Genomic DNA, 16,118 nt, shown 5'->3' on the forward strand with positions numbered 1-16,118 from the left:
GCGTGCGAAACTATCGGGAACTACGCAGTCGGCGGCGTGTGCGTAGTTCCCGACTCTGTCGGCGACGGGGTGCGTCGATAGGCTTGTGGCCAACGGTTCGGCACGCGCCGCGCCCCTTCAGGAGAGTGTCATGTCGCACGATGCCAGATTGCAGAAAGCCGTTCTCGCCGAACTCAACTGGGATCCGAGCGTCCCCGCCGGGCATATCGGCGTCACCGCGAACAACGGCGTCGTCACGCTCAGCGGCCACGCCGGCAGCTATGCGGCGAAATATGCCGCCGAACGCGCGGCGGCGCGCGTCGACGGCGTCAAGGCGGTCGCCGAAGAGATCGAGGTCCGGCTGGAAGACCGCTTCAAGCGGGGGGACGAGGCCATCGCCACCGCGATCGTCGAGCGGCTGGCCTGGGACACGATCGTCCCGCACGACTGCATCAAGGCCCAGGTCGAGGATGGCTGGGTGAGCCTGCGCGGGACTGTGCGCTGGCATTTCCAGAAGGATGCAGCCGAGGCCGCGGTGCGGACGCTTGCGGGCGTGGTGGGCGTGACGAACCATATCGTCCTTCAGCCGCGCGTCGACGTCACCGATGTCAGCAACGACATCCGCGCGGCGCTGCACCGTTCGTGGTTCTTCGATGGCGACACGATCAAGGTCTCGGTCGACGGCGGCACGATACGGCTGACCGGATCGGTCGATTCGCCGCGTGACCGGATGGTCGCCGAGCGCACGGCCTGGGCCGCGCCGGGTGCGGTGAAGGTCGAGAACATGCTCGAGATCGCCTGAGATGCGGGCGCTGTCGTCGCACCGCGAGCGTCATGTCGCCGACCGGATCGGCTGGCTGCGTGCGGCCGTGCTCGGCGCCAATGACGGGATCGTCTCGACCGCGAGCCTGATCATCGGCGTTGCGGCAGCGTCGACTGAGGCCGCGGGCGACACGAGCGCGATCGTCATCGCCGGAACGGCCGGGCTGGTCGCGGGGGCGATGTCGATGGCGGCGGGCGAATATGTCTCGGTCAGCGCGCAGGCGGATACCGAGACGGCCGAGCTCGACCGCGAACGTCGCGAACTCGTCGACGATCCCCATGGCGAGCTGGCCGAACTCGCGGCGATCTACGTCGCGCGCGGTGTCGACGCCGCGACCGCCGCGAGCGTCGCGGCGCAGTTGATGGCAAAGGACGCGATCGGCGCGCATGCACGCGACGAGCTCGACATCACGCTGGGCGCGCGCGCGCGGCCGGTACAGGCGGCGTTCGCGTCGGCGGCGAGCTTCATGGTCGGCGCGGCGTTGCCATTGCTGAGCGTGTTCGTCGTGCCGCCGGGTGTGCTGATCTGGGCGGTCGGTGCGGGGTCGCTGCTGTTCCTCGCGCTGCTCGGCGCGGTCGGAGCGAAAACCGGGGGCGCGACCGTCTGGCGCGGGACGGTGCGCGTCACCTTCTGGGGTGCGTTCGCGATGATCGCGACCGCGGCGATCGGGGCGTTGATCGGCGGCGCGGTCTGACGCCCGGCCCGAGGCGCCCGCCTAGAGCGTCATCCGCAGGATCGTCGAGGTGGGGTCGCCCGGGCAGGCCGACGCGATCCAGCCGCGTTCGCGCTCGAGATCGATCGCGTCGTGATTGTCGCGGCTCTCGATCGATTCGAGTGTCAGGATGCCCTTCCAGCGGGCAAATTCCGCGACATGGTCGAGCAGCGTCCAGCTGATCCCCATCCGCTTGAAATCGCGGTGGACCGCGATCGCGACTTCGGCACGGCGGAAGCTCTGGTCGGCTGCGAGCATCGCGGTTGCGATGATCTGGCCGGAGGCGGGATCGAAGGCGAGGAAATGTTCGGTGCGATCGTGATCGATCGTGACCATCGCCTTCAGCTGGTCATGGTCGACCTTGCGGACAGCGCTCAGGAAACGAAAGCGGAGGTCCTCCGCGTCGACATGGCCGAAGAACGCATCGAGCGCGGGCTCGTCTTCCGGCGCGGCTGGGCGCACGTGAAAGACCAGGCCGCTGCGGGTCGTCAGGTCCCGCGTCCAGGACCTGGGGGGCGGAGCCCCGGCGGCCGTGTGTTGGCTCACATGTTCGACCATCGTGGCGTCCCTTATCCTGCGCGTCCCAGAACCGGCCGCCCGATGCGCCTAGCCGAAAGTCCCGCGCGCCCCGAGCGTCGGAAAACACGTAGGGTCCGATCCGCGCGACCGCCCCGCGATCGTGGCGAGGTTCCTAGGCGCCGCGGGTCGTGGTGAGACGCAACAGGCGTCCGCCGCTGCCATCCTCGAGGATCCAGAGTGCCCCGTCCGGCCCCGCCATCACGGCGCGGATGCGCGCGCCCATGTCCCATCGCTCGACTTCCTTCGCGGTCGTGCCATCGAAAGCGATCCGGATCAGCGATGTCGCGGCCAGCCCCCCGACAAACGCAGACCCGCGCCATTGCGGGAACATCGTGCCGTCATAGAATGCGAGCCCCGCCGGTGCGATGACGGGGTCCCAGTACAGGGCGGGCTCCTGGAAGTTCGGCCGGGTGTCTGGCTTGGCAATCGGCGTATCGTCGTAATTCTTTCCATAGGAGACGATCGGCCAGCCATAGTTCCGGCCCGGCTCGATCAGGTTGAGTTCGTCGCCACCCTGAGGCCCCATCTCGGTTTCCCACAGGCGGCCCTGCGTATCGAAGGCCAGACCATAGGGATTGCGATGCCCGGTCGACCATGTTTCCGCAGGCGTGAGATTTGGCGAGGGGATCGTTGCCTTGCGCACGGGTGCGGTCGCCGCGGACGCGGTGTTTTCGGGCGGATCGATGACGCCGATCGTGGTCGCGCCCGTCTTGCCTTGACCCGGATTACCCGGTGCAGGCTTTCCATCGAGCGTCAGCCGCAGGATCTTGCCGAGCGCCTGATCAGGATCCTGCGCCGGGTTGAAGCGCTGACGCTCGCCCGAGGTCAGGAACAGATACCGGCCGTCGGGCGAAAACGCGATATAGCCGCCGAACTGGCCACCGGCGCCGCGCGGAAGCTGCCGCCAGATCACCTGCAGCCCCTGCAAGACCGGCTTGCCCGCGACCGTGCCGAGTGTCGCCTTCGCCAGCGCGAGCCCGTCGCCGCCCTCTCCGGGTTCGGAATAGGTCAGGTAGACCTGTCGATCCCGGCCGAATGCAGGCGACGTCGCGACGAACAACAGGCCGCCTTGTCCTTCGTCATGGACCGTCGGTACGCCGCCCACCTCGGTCTTCGCGCCGGCGGGGGTCACAAGCCAGAGGTGACCCGTTTTCTCGGTCACCAGCATGCGGCGATCCGGCAGAAAGGCGAGCGCCCATGGCGCATCGAATGCGGCAATCTCGGTCGCCTTGAACGGCTTGTTCGCGCTCGGTGCAGACGTACCGTAATTGACCGGTCGTATCTTGGCCTCCGCCGGGGGTGGCGGGGCGTTCTGAGCCTGACCGCACCCCGCCATCAGCGTGATGACGGCCAGGGGAAGCAAAGGGTGGCGCTGCATCGACAAATTTCCTGGTATTTCCGCTAGTCGGGATCCCGTATCGTCGTTGCGTTCGAATGCCGCAACCAGGATCGGCGTCCGCGCCCCGCAGTTGAATATGGTTTCGTCCGACGCATGCCCATGCGATTTCGGGGGGAGGGCAGGCCATGGACATTGATCATTCCGATCGTCCGACGCATCAACCGGCTCAAATTTCGGAAGGACTATCGCTGATGGCTGAACCGGTCTGCCATGACGTGCTCATCGTCGGTGCGGGACATGCGGGCGCGCAGGCCGCGATCGGGCTTCGGCAACGCGGTTTTGCCGGCAAGATCGCGATCGTCGGCGACGAAGCCTCGCTGCCCTATGAACGGCCGCCCTTGTCGAAAGAGTATCTGGCGGGCGACAAGCCGTTCGAGCGCATCTTGTTGCGACCGCCCTCGTTCTGGACGGATCGCGCGATCGAGCTGCTGCTGGGCACGACGGTGACGCACGTCGATGCCGAGGCGCATAGCGTCACGACCGCCGACGGCGATGTCCTGCGCTACGGCTCGCTGATCTGGGCGACGGGGGGAGCGCCGCGACGCCTGACCTGTTCGGGCCATGACCTGGCGGGGATCCATACCGTGCGGACGCGTGCGGACGCCGATCGGATGCGCGCCGAACTGCCCGGCGTCACCAACGTCGTGGTCATCGGCGGCGGCTATATCGGGCTCGAGGCGGCGGCCGTCCTGACCAAGCTCGGCAAGTCGGTCACGGTGATCGAGGCACAGGACCGGGTGCTGGCGCGCGTGGCGGGCGAACCACTGTCGCGCTTCTTCGAAGCCGAACATCGCGCGCACGGCGTCGACGTACGCACCGGCGCTGCGGTGTCCTGTATCGAGGAGGCGGATGGCGCGGTATGCGGCGTCCGGCTTGCCGACGGCGAGCTGCTCGCATGCACCATGGTGATCGTCGGCATTGGCATCGTCGCTGCGGTCGCGCCGCTCATCCAGGCTGGTGCGGAGGGGGACAACGGCGTGACGGTCGATGACAATTGCCGGACGTCGCTGCCGGACGTGTTCGCGATCGGCGATTGCGCAGCGCACGCCAGCGCGTTTGCCGAGGGGCAGGTGATCCGGCTCGAATCGGTCCAGAACGCGAACGACCAGGCGATGACCGTTGCCAAGCTGCTGACCGGCGCTCCCGAGCCGTATCACGCGGTGCCGTGGTTCTGGTCGAATCAATATGACCTCAAGCTCCAGACGGTCGGTCTCTCGACAGGGTATGACGGCATCGTGACGCGCGGCGATCCCGGCACGCGCAGCTTCTCGCTGATCTATCTGAAGGCGGGGCGCGTGATCGCGCTCGACTGCGTCAACCGCGTGAAGGATTACGTGCAGGGCCGTGCGCTGGTTGTCGGATCAGCGCGGCTCGACCCCGCATCGCTCGCCGACGCCACAGTCGACCTCAAGACGCTGGCGCTTGCGGCGGCGGATGGCGCAGCCGTCGGGTAACGGGCTGGCCATCCGCGCGCCGATCAGTTCGGCATCTGGTTCGGCGGGGTCGCGGACGATGTCGTTGCCGGGACGGGCGGTGTCGCCGACCGGGCATCGCTGACCGCCTCGTCATACCATTGCGCCAGATCCGCCTTCATCTGGTGCAGCGCCTCGGGGTTGAGATAGGTCATGTGGCCCGCCGGATAATAGGTAAAGCGCAGGTTCGCCTGCTGCGCCCGGTCGAGCATCATATGGCCAAGGTCGTTTTCGGTCCCGAAGAACGGCGTCGCCATGTCGTAATAGCCGTTCATCGACAGCACCTTGAGATACGGGTTGGCGCGCATCGCCGCGCCCAAGTCGATCGCCGTATTGGGGTTGTTCTGCGGCTGGCCGGGACCGGGGGCGGCGTGTTTCCAGTTCCAGGTCCAGCCGGCGGCATCGCGCGCGGACTGACGATACGGCAGTTCGGTCTCGTACTTCAGCGTCGAGCCCAGATAGTCGCTGAACGACGCGATATACGCGCCCGAGATCGCATCCGACGACGCATCGGTCTCCGGCCGCTCGCCCGCCGCATCGGCGTCGATGCCCGTGTAGCGCGAGTCGAACCGGCCGACGGTGCGGGCCGATCCGCGCAGCAGCTCCTTCTGGAACCGCGGCAGGTCGACACGCAGATTGGCCCGCTTGATGAAGTCGACGCCGAGCCCCGTCAGCTGGCTCATCCGCTGCGCGACCTGATCGCGTTCGGCATCCGAGATCGACTGGCCCTTTGCAAGCGCGGACATGTACGGCCCGGTCGCGAAGGCGCGCGCTTCGGCGACGATCGTCGCCACGTCGGCAGGGCGGTTGGCGATGCGATTGTGATACCAGGCGGTCGCGGCGTAGCTCGGCAGATAGTTCAGATACACCTGATCGAGCCCGGGCTGGCGATAGCCATAGTTCATGATCGAGCTGAGCAGGACGACCCCGTTCAGCGCCATGCCGCGCTCCTGCAACTGATAGGCGAGCGCGCCCGAGCGCAGCGTGCCGTAGCTTTCGCCCAGCAGGAACTTGGGGCTCATCCAGCGGCCATATTTGGTGACGTAGCGCAGGATGCCCCTGGCAAACGCATCCGCGTCCTCGTCGGTGCCGTAAAAGGCCTCGGGCTTGGTATCGCCGAGCGGCCGCGAATAACCCGTTCCGATCGCGTCGAGGAAGACGAGATCGGTCTTGTCGAGCAGTGAGTCCGGATTCGGGCCGACGTCATACGGGGCGGGGCGGATGAACTCGGGGTTCGTGGTGCGGATCCTGATCGGTGCGAACGATCCCATCCGCAGCCAGAACGAGGGCGATCCGGGGCCGCCATTATACAGGAACGTCACGGGGCGTTTCGTGCCCGGCTTGGTCCCGTCCAGCGTGTAGGCGGTGTAGAACATCGATGCGGTCGGCTTGCCCTCGACGTTGCGCAGCGTCAGCGTGCCCGCCGACGCGGTATAGGGATAGCGGCGACCCGCGATCGTGACCGAATCCCGGTGTCGTACTTCCTGCTCGTCGACCGGCGCATGCGCCCAGGCCGCTTCGACCTCCTCCTTCGCCCGGTCTGCGGCGCTGGCCGCCTTCGGCCGCGCCGGCGTGTCCTGTGCCGATAGCGGCGAAGAGGCCAGGGCTGGGACGAGGATGGCGGCGGCGAGTATCGGGGCAAGATGGGTACGGATCACGCAGGGTCCCTTGTGCTGTGCTGCCCGGGGCAGCGGTGCTGCCATTGTTCCCGCTTATACCGCCCGCCGCAAGCCGCGCCGACGGCGATGTTCAGCCGAGCCAGCCGCCGGAAAAGCCCGCGCGCTGCAACCCGCGCCGGATGTGCGGATTGCGACGCATCGTGTTCCAGATGAGCCCCGACTGCGCATTCTCGATCATCGCGACGATCGGGCCCTGGTCGATGCCGAGTTGGTCACCGTCGACCCAGCCGATGCCGGGGACGATGCGACCATGCTTGAGCGGCCCGGGCGGTGCGGTCAGCGTCGGGTTGAACGCATCGGCAAACCCGTATCGGCCATAGATGCCCGCGCCGTAGCGGCGATGCATCGCGCCGATCGCCTGCGTGGCGATATCGGGGGCGAACGCGATCGACGCGGCCGCCGCAGTCGGCGCGATCGTGCCGTCGTCGCGGTCGCCCGGGCCGCGCGCGGAATAGCTGTAGAAGGTGCGATCGACGCCGGCGATCCGCGTCGTGAAGTCGCCCGGACCGTCGCACGCGGTCAGGCCCCAGACCTCCGCGTCATAACCGCGCCAGCCGCCCGGGTTTGCCGTCGCATAGGCGCGCTGGGCATGCGCCGCGCGCCGGCTGTTCTCGAAATAATCGATGTCGTGAGTCGCGATGTACGCGTCGCGAATGCCGCGAAAGTCGATCCAGACATGGCTGTACTGATGCCCGAACAGCGGCGGGAAATGGAGATGGGGCTGCCCCCAGCGGTCGCTCCACGACGACTCGAAGCGGCTCGACCAGGCCTGCCACGTCCCCTCGGGCAGCGGATGCGTCGGCGATCCGAGCGCCAGCACGTACAACAGCATTCCCTCGTTATAGACATCCCAGTCGCTCTTGATGAACCCCGTCTCGGGATGCCAGCCCATCGACAGCAAGGGTGCGCGCGGGGTGATCCAGGTCCACTCGACGGCGGTGTAGAGCCGCTCGGCCAGCGCGCGGATCCGAACTTCGTCGGGATGATCGCCATCGAACCAGCTTTGCGCGAACAGCGTCCCGCCGAGCAGCAGCGCGGTGTCGACGGTCGACAGTTCGCAGCGTGCAAAGCGCTGCCCCTTGGTGACGCCGAGGAAATGATAGAAGAAGCCACGATAGCCGCTGAAGCCGGTCGCGCCGTCGCCTTGCGGGGCGTCCGCGAGGAATTGCAGCGTCGTCAGCGTCCGCGCCCGCGCCTGTTCGCGCGTGATCCAGCCGTGCACGACACCGATCGGATAGGCGGTCAGCGCAAAGCCGATCGCCGCGACCGACGAGAAGGACGGCGTCGGCCAGCGGTCGGGCGCAAGCCCCGTCGCCGGATCGGTGGTATCCCAGAAGAAGCGGAAGGTCCGCTCCTGCAGATCGGCGACCAGCGCGTTGCCGGTTATCTGCCCTGTCGGCGCGGCAAGCCGCGTGGTCGTCGCGCAGCCCGTTGTCAGGCCGGCGAGTGCGAGCCCGCTGCGGCCAAGGAAATCTCGTCTGCCAAGCATCGGCACGCTCCTGTTACGCGGTACGGGACGGGGGCGGCGCCGGCGGACGCCGCCCCCGTCGGATCAGAAGCGGTAGCCCAGACGGAACTGGACGCGGCGCGGCAGGGTGAGCGCGCTGCTGCCGGTCCGCGAATTGGCGGCTTCGAGCGGATCGGTGTTGCTGAAGAACCCGTCGAATCCGCTCGGGTTCTTGGTGTTGAACGCGTTCAGCAGGTCGACCGCGGCCTCGACCTGATCGTTTGATCCGAACAGCTTGAACTTGTTCGCCAGCGTCAGGTTGACCTCGCAGAACGCGAAGACGCCGCCGATGCAGTTCTTCTCCGGATAGGCGGAGGTGAAGCGCAGCTGCCCGGTGTCGAACCCGTTCCGCGCGTCGGTGACCTGATAGGCCTGGCCGCTTCCGAGCGTGGTGAGTGTCGACAGCTGGAAATTCAGCGGCAAGTCGACGATCCCCGAGATGACGACGCGGTGGCGTTCGTCCCCCGCCCGGCGACGCCAGCCATAGGCATCGGGGGTGATCGCATCGAGGCTGAACAGATCGCCGCCATTCTGCTCCGACTCCGACACCGTATAGGCGATGTTCAGACCCCAGCCCGACGATTGACTGTAATTCTTGTCGAGCGTGAAATAGAGCGCCTTGTAGCGGGTATCGAGCCCGTCGAGCCCGATGATGACGTTCGAATAGCCGTTGGCGAGCGCGGGGGCGGTATCGCAGCAATTGCCGAGCCCCGCATTCTGTCGGGTCGCGAACACGTTGGTATAGCCGTTGCGACCGCGCTGGTAGGAGGCGGTCACCGCCGCCTGGAACGCGCCCACGCGCTGCCGGACGCCAAAGCTCGCCTGATCGTTGACCGGCGGCCGCGCGTTGTTCTTCACCGCGAACAGCTCGGGGAGCCCCTGCGTCGAGCTTGCGGCAAGCGCCAGCAGGCCGTCGCGCGTCAGATAGGACGGATCCCACTTCACCGTCGGCAGGTTCGAGCGCGGCGTCCCGTTTTGCGAGAAGCGGAAGACGCCGATCGGGTTGATCGTCCGCGACAGCTCGTCGACCGTGTTGTTGAAGTTGTTGCGGTCGTAATAACGGCCGAAGCCGCCGAAGATCACCGTCGACTGATCGTCCTTCACGTCCCACGAAAAGCCCAGGCGCGGGGCGATCGCGCCGGTAAAGGGCTTACGGTTGTTGCCCGTCGAGATGTAATCCTCGGCCTTGAAATACGAGGTCTGCGGCAGCGCGCGCAATGCCGCCACGCCCGCGGCGGGGGTGATATAGTCGTTGTTGACGCCGTTGGTCTCGTAATCCCACCGCACGCCGAGATTGAGCTGCAACCGCCCGGTCACGTCCCAGTCGTCCTGCAGATACAGCCCGACCTGCGTGTTCGACCCGAAGATCCGGCCATTGCCGAGGCCCAGTCGCGCTTCGGCTGGAAACGCGAAGCTCGTGTCGTCGCTCGTGTCGGTCGGCGTGCCCGCCTGGTCGATGCGGAAGGTATAGCGCGGCTCGACGAACGACATGTTGTTGAACTCGATGTCGGTGATCTCGACACGCGCGCCCGCCTTGATCGCGTGGCCTTGGAGCCCCGTATAGGTCAGGTCGTCACGGATCGTGTACCCCTGCTGGATCTCGCGACGCGTCGAATCGCGTCCGCCGAACACCAGCACCGAGTCGTAGTCGAAGGTCGGCAGGCCGGGATTGATCGAAGTCGGCCGGAACTGGTAATCGAGATAGTTCAGATTGACCTCGTTGACGAAGCTGTCGCCCGAATAGGTCCATTTGAACAGGTAGGTGTCGACCTTGTTGCGCTTGTTCTCGGCATTCTCGAACGCCACATTGCCGCCAAAGCCCTGGATGTCGGTCTCGGTGCGACGGCTGAACGACAGGTCGAAGACCTGGCGATCATCCGGCGTCAGCGTCAGCTTGCCGAAGTAGAAGTCGCCGCGGAACGGGCTGACGAATGCGCCCTCGAAGTCCGACAGACGGCGCCCCGAAAACTGCTCGAACTGCGCGACCGCGGCATCCGACCCGGTGGTGTTGACGTTGAACGCGCGGTCCTGGTTGTTGCCCTCATAGGCCGCGAAGAAGAACAGCTTGTCCTTGATGATCGGGCCGCCGAGCGACGCGCCATATTGCTTGCGCTCGAACGCGGGCTTGGCGTTGCCGTCGCGGCGGTCGAGAAAGCTTTTCGCACTCAGGCTGCGGTCGGTATACTGGCCGAAGACCTCGCCGTGCAGCTCGTTCGTGCCCGACTTGGTGACCGCGGTGATGATCGCCGCACCGGCCTGCTCGTATTCGGCCTTGTAGTTCTGCGTCAGGACGCGGAATTCCTGCACCGCCAGCTGGCCGAACGGGTTGCCGCGGCTGTTCTGCTGCCCGGCGACGCCGCCTTCGCGCAGCTTGTTCTTCAGGCTGACGCCGTCGATGAACACGTTGACCTGGCTCGCGGTCGACGCGCCCGAGCTGAAGCTCTTGTCGGTCTCGCTGTCGTTATAGCGCACGCCCGGCGCGAGCGCGGCGAAGGTCAGGAAGTTGCGGTCGGTCTGCGGCAGCGTGCGGATCTGTTCCTGGCTGACGTTGGTGGCGATTTCGCTGGTGCGCGTCTCGACCAGCCGGCCGCCGCGCACGACGATCTCGCCGCCATCACCCGCGACCGGGGCCGCTGCTGCCACATCGCCGGTGGCGCCCGGTGCGGCTGCCGTGGCACCACCCTCGGCCGCTGCCGGTGCGGCGGCGACGAGCGTCGCATCTAGACTGGCGGACTGGCCGATCGCGACGACGATGACGCGCTCGAACCGCGCCCCGTCGGTCCCCTTGATCGTGATCCGATATTCGCCGGGGCGCAGACCGTTCAGGATATAGCGGCCGCTCGCGTCGCTGATCGCGCGATAGGTCTGGTTGGTACCGGTGCTGACCGCCGCGACGGTCGCGCCGGACAGCGGCGCGCGATCCGCACCGCTGACCTGGCCGCGGATCGACGCGGTCGAGGTCTGCGCCGCTGCCGGAACGAGCGCGACGCCTGCGCTCGCGAGCATCGTGGCACCGGCCAAGGCCATCCTGAAATGTCGTGTCATGTCCTGTATTCCCCTGCGTTATGCCCCTTTTTGAGGCTTGGTTGAGCTGTGCTTTCCCGAACGACGAGCGACGGGACGATCATGTCGGTGTCCCGGTCGACGGCGGCTGATGGCGCGGCGGGGCCGCGGGCCTTCGCCGCGCTGCGCCGCCGTGCCTCTGCGGCGATCGCGGCGTCGAGGGACGCAACCGCGCGCTGCCCCATCGCCGCGATGTCGATCCGGACGGTAGTGAGTGAGGGCGAGACGAGCCGGGCCAGCGGGATGTCGTCGAAACCGGCCACGGCGATCTGGTCGGGGACGGCGATCCCCGCGCGCCGCAGCGTGACGATCGCACCCAGCGCCATCATGTCGTTCGCCGCAAAGATCGCATCGACGCTCGACGGATCCGCGAGCACCGTCGTGGCCGCGGCGATCCCTGCGTCCTGGAGAAAATTGCCCTCGATGATCCGGACCGGAAGCCCCGCACGCGCGGCGGCCTGCTCGACGCCCCGCCGCCGTTCGATCGCATCGATGTTCGTCGCCGGACCGGCGATATGGACGATCCGCCGACGCCCGGTCGCGACGAGGTGGTCGATCATGGCCTCCGCCCCCGACACGTTGTCGACGCGCATCGCGGTGTGGGGACCGGTGCGCAGCGCGCAGTTGAGCAGGACCGCGGGTATCCCTGCGGGCAACCGCGCGACCAGCTCGTCCGCGGCGATGTGCGGCGCCATGATCGCCAGCCCGTCGACGCGACCGCGCATCGCCTGCAGCGCCTCCGTCCCGCGACCCGGGCGGTCGTTCATCACCGTCAGCAGCAGGTGGAGACCGCGCGCCGCGGCTTCCTCGTCCATCCCGCGCAGCAGTTCCGAAAAGAACTCGCCGTGGAGGTCGGGCAACACCACGCCGATCGCACCCGACCGCGAAAGGCTGAGGTTGCGTGCGCCGGCATGCGGGACATAGCCGAGCTGGCGCGCGGCCTCCTCGACCCTGAGGCGCATCGCGTCGCGAATATTGGCATGCCCGTTGAGCACGCGCGACACCGACGCCACCGACACTTCGGCAACGCGAGCGACATCGCGGATCGTGGCGTGCGGCATTCCCTTCCTTCATCCTCTCGACGGCGATCTGCGTCGCATCGCGGGTCTGGGATCGTCTATAAGACCTTGATGTAACCGGTTACAATAACCTAGGGCTTGCCACGCAAAATATTTCAAAGACGTGGTTTTGGAGAGGCTTCATGGACGATCGGCACATTTCAAGACGCGCGCTGGTACTCGGTGGAACGATGGCCGCGGCCTGGGCCTCTTCGCCGCTTCAGGCGCTCGCGGCCGGCACTGCGGCCACCGCGCTGCCGCCGAAGGTCGAGGCGCTGCTCGCGCGCATGACGGTCGAGGAAAAGGCGGGGCAGCTGACGATCATGGCCGCGGCCTGGGCGGGGGGCAGCGCGACGGCGCTCAATCCGGCGGGTGCCGCTGCAAGCTTTGACGGGCAGCTCGCGGACGTCAGGGCGGGGCGTCTCGCAGGCGTGTTCAACGGCAACGGTGCAGCGATGGCGCAGCGTATGCAGACGACTGCGATGCGCGAGTCGCGGCTGAAGATCCCGCTCATCTTCGCCGCCGACATCATCCACGGCTTCCGCACCGTGTTTCCCGTGCCGCTGGCCGAGGCGGGCAGTTTCGACCCCGACCTCGCGCGGCGAACGGCGCGCGCGGCGGGCGCGGAGGCGGCGGCCGCGGGGATCGACTGGACGTTCGCGCCGATGGTCGACATCGCGCGCGATCAGCGCTGGGGCCGCGGCGTCGAGGGCGCCGGCGAGGACGTGTATCTGGGCCGCATGATGGCCAGGGCGCGCGTCGAGGGATTCCAAGGGACGCGCGGGCTTGCCGCTGTCGATGCGGTGGCCGCCTGCGCAAAGCATTTCGCGGCCTATGGCGCGGGCGAGGCCGGGCTCGATTACAACAGCGTCGACATATCCGAGCGGACGTTGCGCGACGTGTATTTCCCGCCATTCCAGGCGGCGCTGGCGGCGGGGGTGCCGACCGTGATGGCGGCGTTCAACGAGATCTCCGGCGTGCCCGCGACCGCGAACGACTGGTTGCTCACGCAGGTGCTGCGCCGCGAATGGGGATTCGGCGGGCTCGTCGTCTCGGATTACACGGGCGACGAGGAACTGATCGCGCACGGCTTTGCCGCCGACGCACGCGAGGCGACCCGGCTGGCGTTCCTCGCGGGCGTCGACATGAGCATGCAGTCGGGCTTGTATATCAAGCATCTTCCCGATCTCGTCGGCACCGGTGAGGTCCCGATGGCGCGGCTTGACCAGGCGGTGCGGCGCGTGCTCGCGCTCAAGGTCTCGCTCGGCCTGTTCGACGACCCGTTCCGGCGTATCGATCCGCGCCGTGAAAAGACCGAGGTGCGGACGCGAAAGACGCTCGCGCTCGCCCGCGAGGCGGGGTCGCGGTCGATCGTGATGCTCAAGAACGCAGGGGATCTCCTCCCGCTGCCCCGGTCGGGCAAGCGCGTCGCGCTGATCGGACCGTTCGCGCAAGGGCGCCACGACCTGATCGGACCGTGGAACGTCTACGGCACCGACGCCGACGCGGTCGATCTCGCGACCGGCGTGCGCGAGATCGTTGCCGATCCCCGCGCGGTGACCGTCGTCGACGGGTCGGGTATCGAAACCGCGCTGCCCGGCGGCATTGCCGCGGCGGTCGCGGCGGCAAACGCGGCCGATGTCGCCATCCTTGCGGTCGGGGAAAGCCAGCGCATGTCGGGCGAAGCGCAGAGCCGGTCGGACATCGTCATCCCGGCGGCGCAGTTACAGCTGGTCGAGGCGGTGGTGGCGACGGGCAAGCCGGTCGTCGTGCTGCTCTCGACGGGGCGCGGGCTGGCGCTGTCGGGCGCAGTGCTCGATGCCTCCAGCCTGCTGGTGACGTGGTTCCTCGGATCCGAGGCCGGACGCTCGATCGCCGATGTCCTGTTCGGGGTCGTCGCGCCCTCCGCACGGCTTCCGGTCAGCTTTCCGCACGCCACCGGACAGCAGCCCTATCACTATGCGCACAAGAGTACGGGCCGCCCCAATGGTCCGGGGCCGCTTGCCGAGTACAAGGCGCATTACCGTGAATTTGCCAATGATGCGGCGTTCGCGTTCGGGCACGGCCTGACGTTCGGCAAGATCAGCTATTCGAACCTTGATACGGGGGGCGGGCGGCTGACCGCCGAGGCCGGGCTGACGCTGTCCGCGACGGTCACGAACAGCGGCAGCCACGCCGCCGACGAGGTCGTCCAGCTCTACATCCAGGACGTCGTCGCAAGCGTCACGCAGCCCGTCCGCGCGCTCAAGGGCTTCCGTCGGATCGCGCTCAAGCCCGGCGAGGCGCGCGTCGTGACGTTCACGCTCACGCGCAGCGACCTGCTGTTCATCGGCCGCGATCTCGTCGCGACGGTCGAGCCTGGTCAGTTCCGCGTCTGGATCGCGCCGTCCGCGCAGGCGGAAGGCGTCGCGGGAACGATTACGCTGGTCTGATTGCTCGCGCAGCGTCGCGCCGTGCCCCGAGCGTTGCGAGCGTATCGCAGCGCAACGGGTGCGCCGCGATCGCCAGCGCCGAGGCGAGGATCAGGATGCCTGGCCCGGCGAGCATTAGCCAGCGGATCGAGGCGATCGTGCCCGCAGTCTGCGTCACGCCCGCGTTGAAGCCGTTCGAGGCGTATACCGCGCCGATCGCCATGCCCGCGCCTGCGAGCGCGGCTTTCTGGAGGAAGGCGAACGCACCGAAGGCAAGCGCCTCGACCCTGGGCTGCCCCTGGATTTCCCCCCAGTCGAGGCTGTCCGGGAGCAACGACCATGCCGTCAGGTTGATGCCGGCAAACGCGATCGCGGCGAGGATGATCGGCACCACCGTAGACAGCGTCGGGTCCGCCGTCGAGTGTCCGAGCACGAAGGCCGCAGCGAGGCTCGCTAGGGCGAGTGCGATCGCCACAAGCCATGCGGCGCGTGCGCCCATGCGCGTGGCCAGCGCGGTCCAGAGCGGCAGTGCCAGCGCGCTTGCCACGCCCATTGCCGCCAACGCCTGCGCGCCGCGGCCCGGATCATGCGCGACATAGCGGAAATAATAGGGGACCGACTGGACCAGCAACGCCGCCGCTGCACCGCCTGCCGCCGCGGCGATGTTGAGCAGCATGAACGCCCGGTTCCGGAGCAGCGCGGCGAGCTTTGGTCCTTCGGCGCGGCGCGTCTGCTGCGCGGGCCGGCGGGGTTCGGGTACCTGCCACGCCATCAGCAGCAGGATCGGTGTCGCGAGGCCTGCGAGCATCGCGGCGGCGCGCGGATAGCCGAGGACCGGCGACGATGCGGTGAGACGCGCGAGCGCCGGGAGACCCATCGCGACCGCGGCGGCGGCGGCGGCGCCGAACGTCATCCGCAGTCCCGTCAGCATCGTCCGCGTCGCACTGTGTGCGCTCAGCCGTCCTGTCCACGCGGCATAGGGGACGTTGGTCGCGGCGTAGAAGGACCGGAACAGGACCTGCGCAGCGATCAGTCCCCCCACGGACGTCATGCCCCCCCAGAACGCCCAGACGAAACCCATGCCCAGCGGCACCGTCAGCCACCCTATCATCCGCGCGTACGACACCCCCGTGCGCTCGGCAAAGATGCCCGTCAGCAGATCCGCAACCCCGTCCCAGAGCGCGCCGACCATGAACACCAGCCCCGCCGTGGCAGGCGGTAGCGCCAGCACGTCGATGTAGAAGAAGAGCAGGTAGAGGTTGATGCTCTGCCAATAGAGATTGAACGCGAAATCGCCCGAGGCGAACAGCAGGATCGAACGACGGGCTATCATCGCTCCTCGCAAGGCTCATGTCGACACAGGCGCATCGCGCGTCCTTAGGCACGATCGCATCGCAACGCGAGACAGCGCGCGCTCCGCGCCGCGCCATCCTCCA

Annotated in this window: 11 protein-coding genes; 4 read left to right on the forward strand and 7 right to left on the reverse strand. The window is 67.6% G+C overall.

Annotation, left to right across the window (positions count from 1 at the left end; translation table 11 throughout):
- The first annotated feature begins 130 nt into the window (after window positions 1–130).
- Entirely contained in the window at window positions 131–781 is a 651-nt protein-coding gene (locus tag ASE72_RS13905; RefSeq protein WP_056022584.1) for a BON domain-containing protein, read from the forward strand.
- Window position 782: 1 nt separating this feature from the next.
- Window positions 783–1,496: a VIT1/CCC1 transporter family protein gene (locus tag ASE72_RS13910; protein WP_056022587.1), complete on the forward strand. Its 714-nt coding sequence runs from the start codon at window positions 783–785 to the stop codon at window positions 1,494–1,496.
- Window positions 1,497–1,517: 21 nt separating this feature from the next.
- On the opposite strand, the gene ASE72_RS13915 is transcribed toward ASE72_RS13910, so the two are convergent.
- On the reverse strand, window positions 1,518–1,976 hold the full coding sequence (locus ASE72_RS13915) for a GNAT family N-acetyltransferase (RefSeq protein WP_235532365.1): 459 nt from the start codon (window positions 1,974–1,976) through the stop codon (window positions 1,518–1,520).
- A gap of 229 nt (window positions 1,977–2,205) precedes the next feature.
- The gene (locus tag ASE72_RS13920) at window positions 2,206–3,471 is read right to left on the reverse strand and encodes a PQQ-dependent sugar dehydrogenase (protein WP_056022592.1); all 1,266 of its coding nucleotides are present in this window, start codon (window positions 3,469–3,471) and stop codon (window positions 2,206–2,208) included.
- A gap of 212 nt (window positions 3,472–3,683) precedes the next feature.
- Between ASE72_RS13920 and ASE72_RS13925 the strand changes: the two genes are divergently transcribed.
- Window positions 3,684–4,946 carry an NAD(P)/FAD-dependent oxidoreductase gene (locus ASE72_RS13925; protein ID WP_056022595.1) on the forward strand — a complete coding sequence of 421 codons (1,263 nt, stop codon included), beginning with the start codon at window positions 3,684–3,686 and terminating at the stop codon, window positions 4,944–4,946.
- 23 nt (window positions 4,947–4,969) lie between these two features.
- Here the strand turns inward: ASE72_RS13925 and ASE72_RS13930 are convergent, their stop codons facing one another.
- The 4 genes from ASE72_RS13930 to ASE72_RS13945 form a co-directional block, all read right to left on the reverse strand.
- On the reverse strand, window positions 4,970–6,622 hold the full coding sequence (locus tag ASE72_RS13930; protein WP_082446194.1) for a S10 family peptidase: 1,653 nt from the start codon (window positions 6,620–6,622) through the stop codon (window positions 4,970–4,972).
- A gap of 91 nt (window positions 6,623–6,713) precedes the next feature.
- Entirely contained in the window at window positions 6,714–8,132 is a 1,419-nt protein-coding gene (locus ASE72_RS13935; RefSeq protein WP_056022598.1) for a glucoamylase family protein, read from the reverse strand.
- 63 nt (window positions 8,133–8,195) lie between these two features.
- Window positions 8,196–11,195, reverse strand: a complete 3,000-nt coding sequence (locus ASE72_RS13940; protein ID WP_056022601.1) for a TonB-dependent receptor — start codon at window positions 11,193–11,195, stop codon at window positions 8,196–8,198.
- Window positions 11,192–12,274, reverse strand: a complete 1,083-nt coding sequence (locus ASE72_RS13945) for a LacI family DNA-binding transcriptional regulator (protein ID WP_056022604.1) — start codon at window positions 12,272–12,274, stop codon at window positions 11,192–11,194. The genes ASE72_RS13940 and ASE72_RS13945 overlap by 4 nt, the downstream gene beginning before the upstream one ends.
- A 140-nt stretch (window positions 12,275–12,414) precedes the next feature.
- Here ASE72_RS13945 and ASE72_RS13950 point away from each other — a divergent pair, with 140 nt between their 5' ends.
- A complete protein-coding gene (locus ASE72_RS13950) occupies window positions 12,415–14,703 on the forward strand; it encodes a glycoside hydrolase family 3 N-terminal domain-containing protein (protein WP_056022607.1) in 2,289 nt (762 codons plus the stop codon).
- Here the strand turns inward: ASE72_RS13950 and ASE72_RS13955 are convergent.
- Complete coding sequence (locus ASE72_RS13955) at window positions 14,690–16,015, reverse strand: MFS transporter (protein ID WP_082446074.1); 1,326 nt, start codon at window positions 16,013–16,015, stop codon at window positions 14,690–14,692. The two genes, ASE72_RS13950 and ASE72_RS13955, sit on opposite strands and share 14 nt — an antisense overlap.
- Window positions 16,016–16,118 lie beyond the last annotated feature (103 nt).

Origin of the sequence: Sphingomonas sp. Leaf20 (assembly GCF_001421535.1) — a bacterium.
Lineage (GTDB): Bacteria > Pseudomonadota > Alphaproteobacteria > Sphingomonadales > Sphingomonadaceae > Sphingomonas.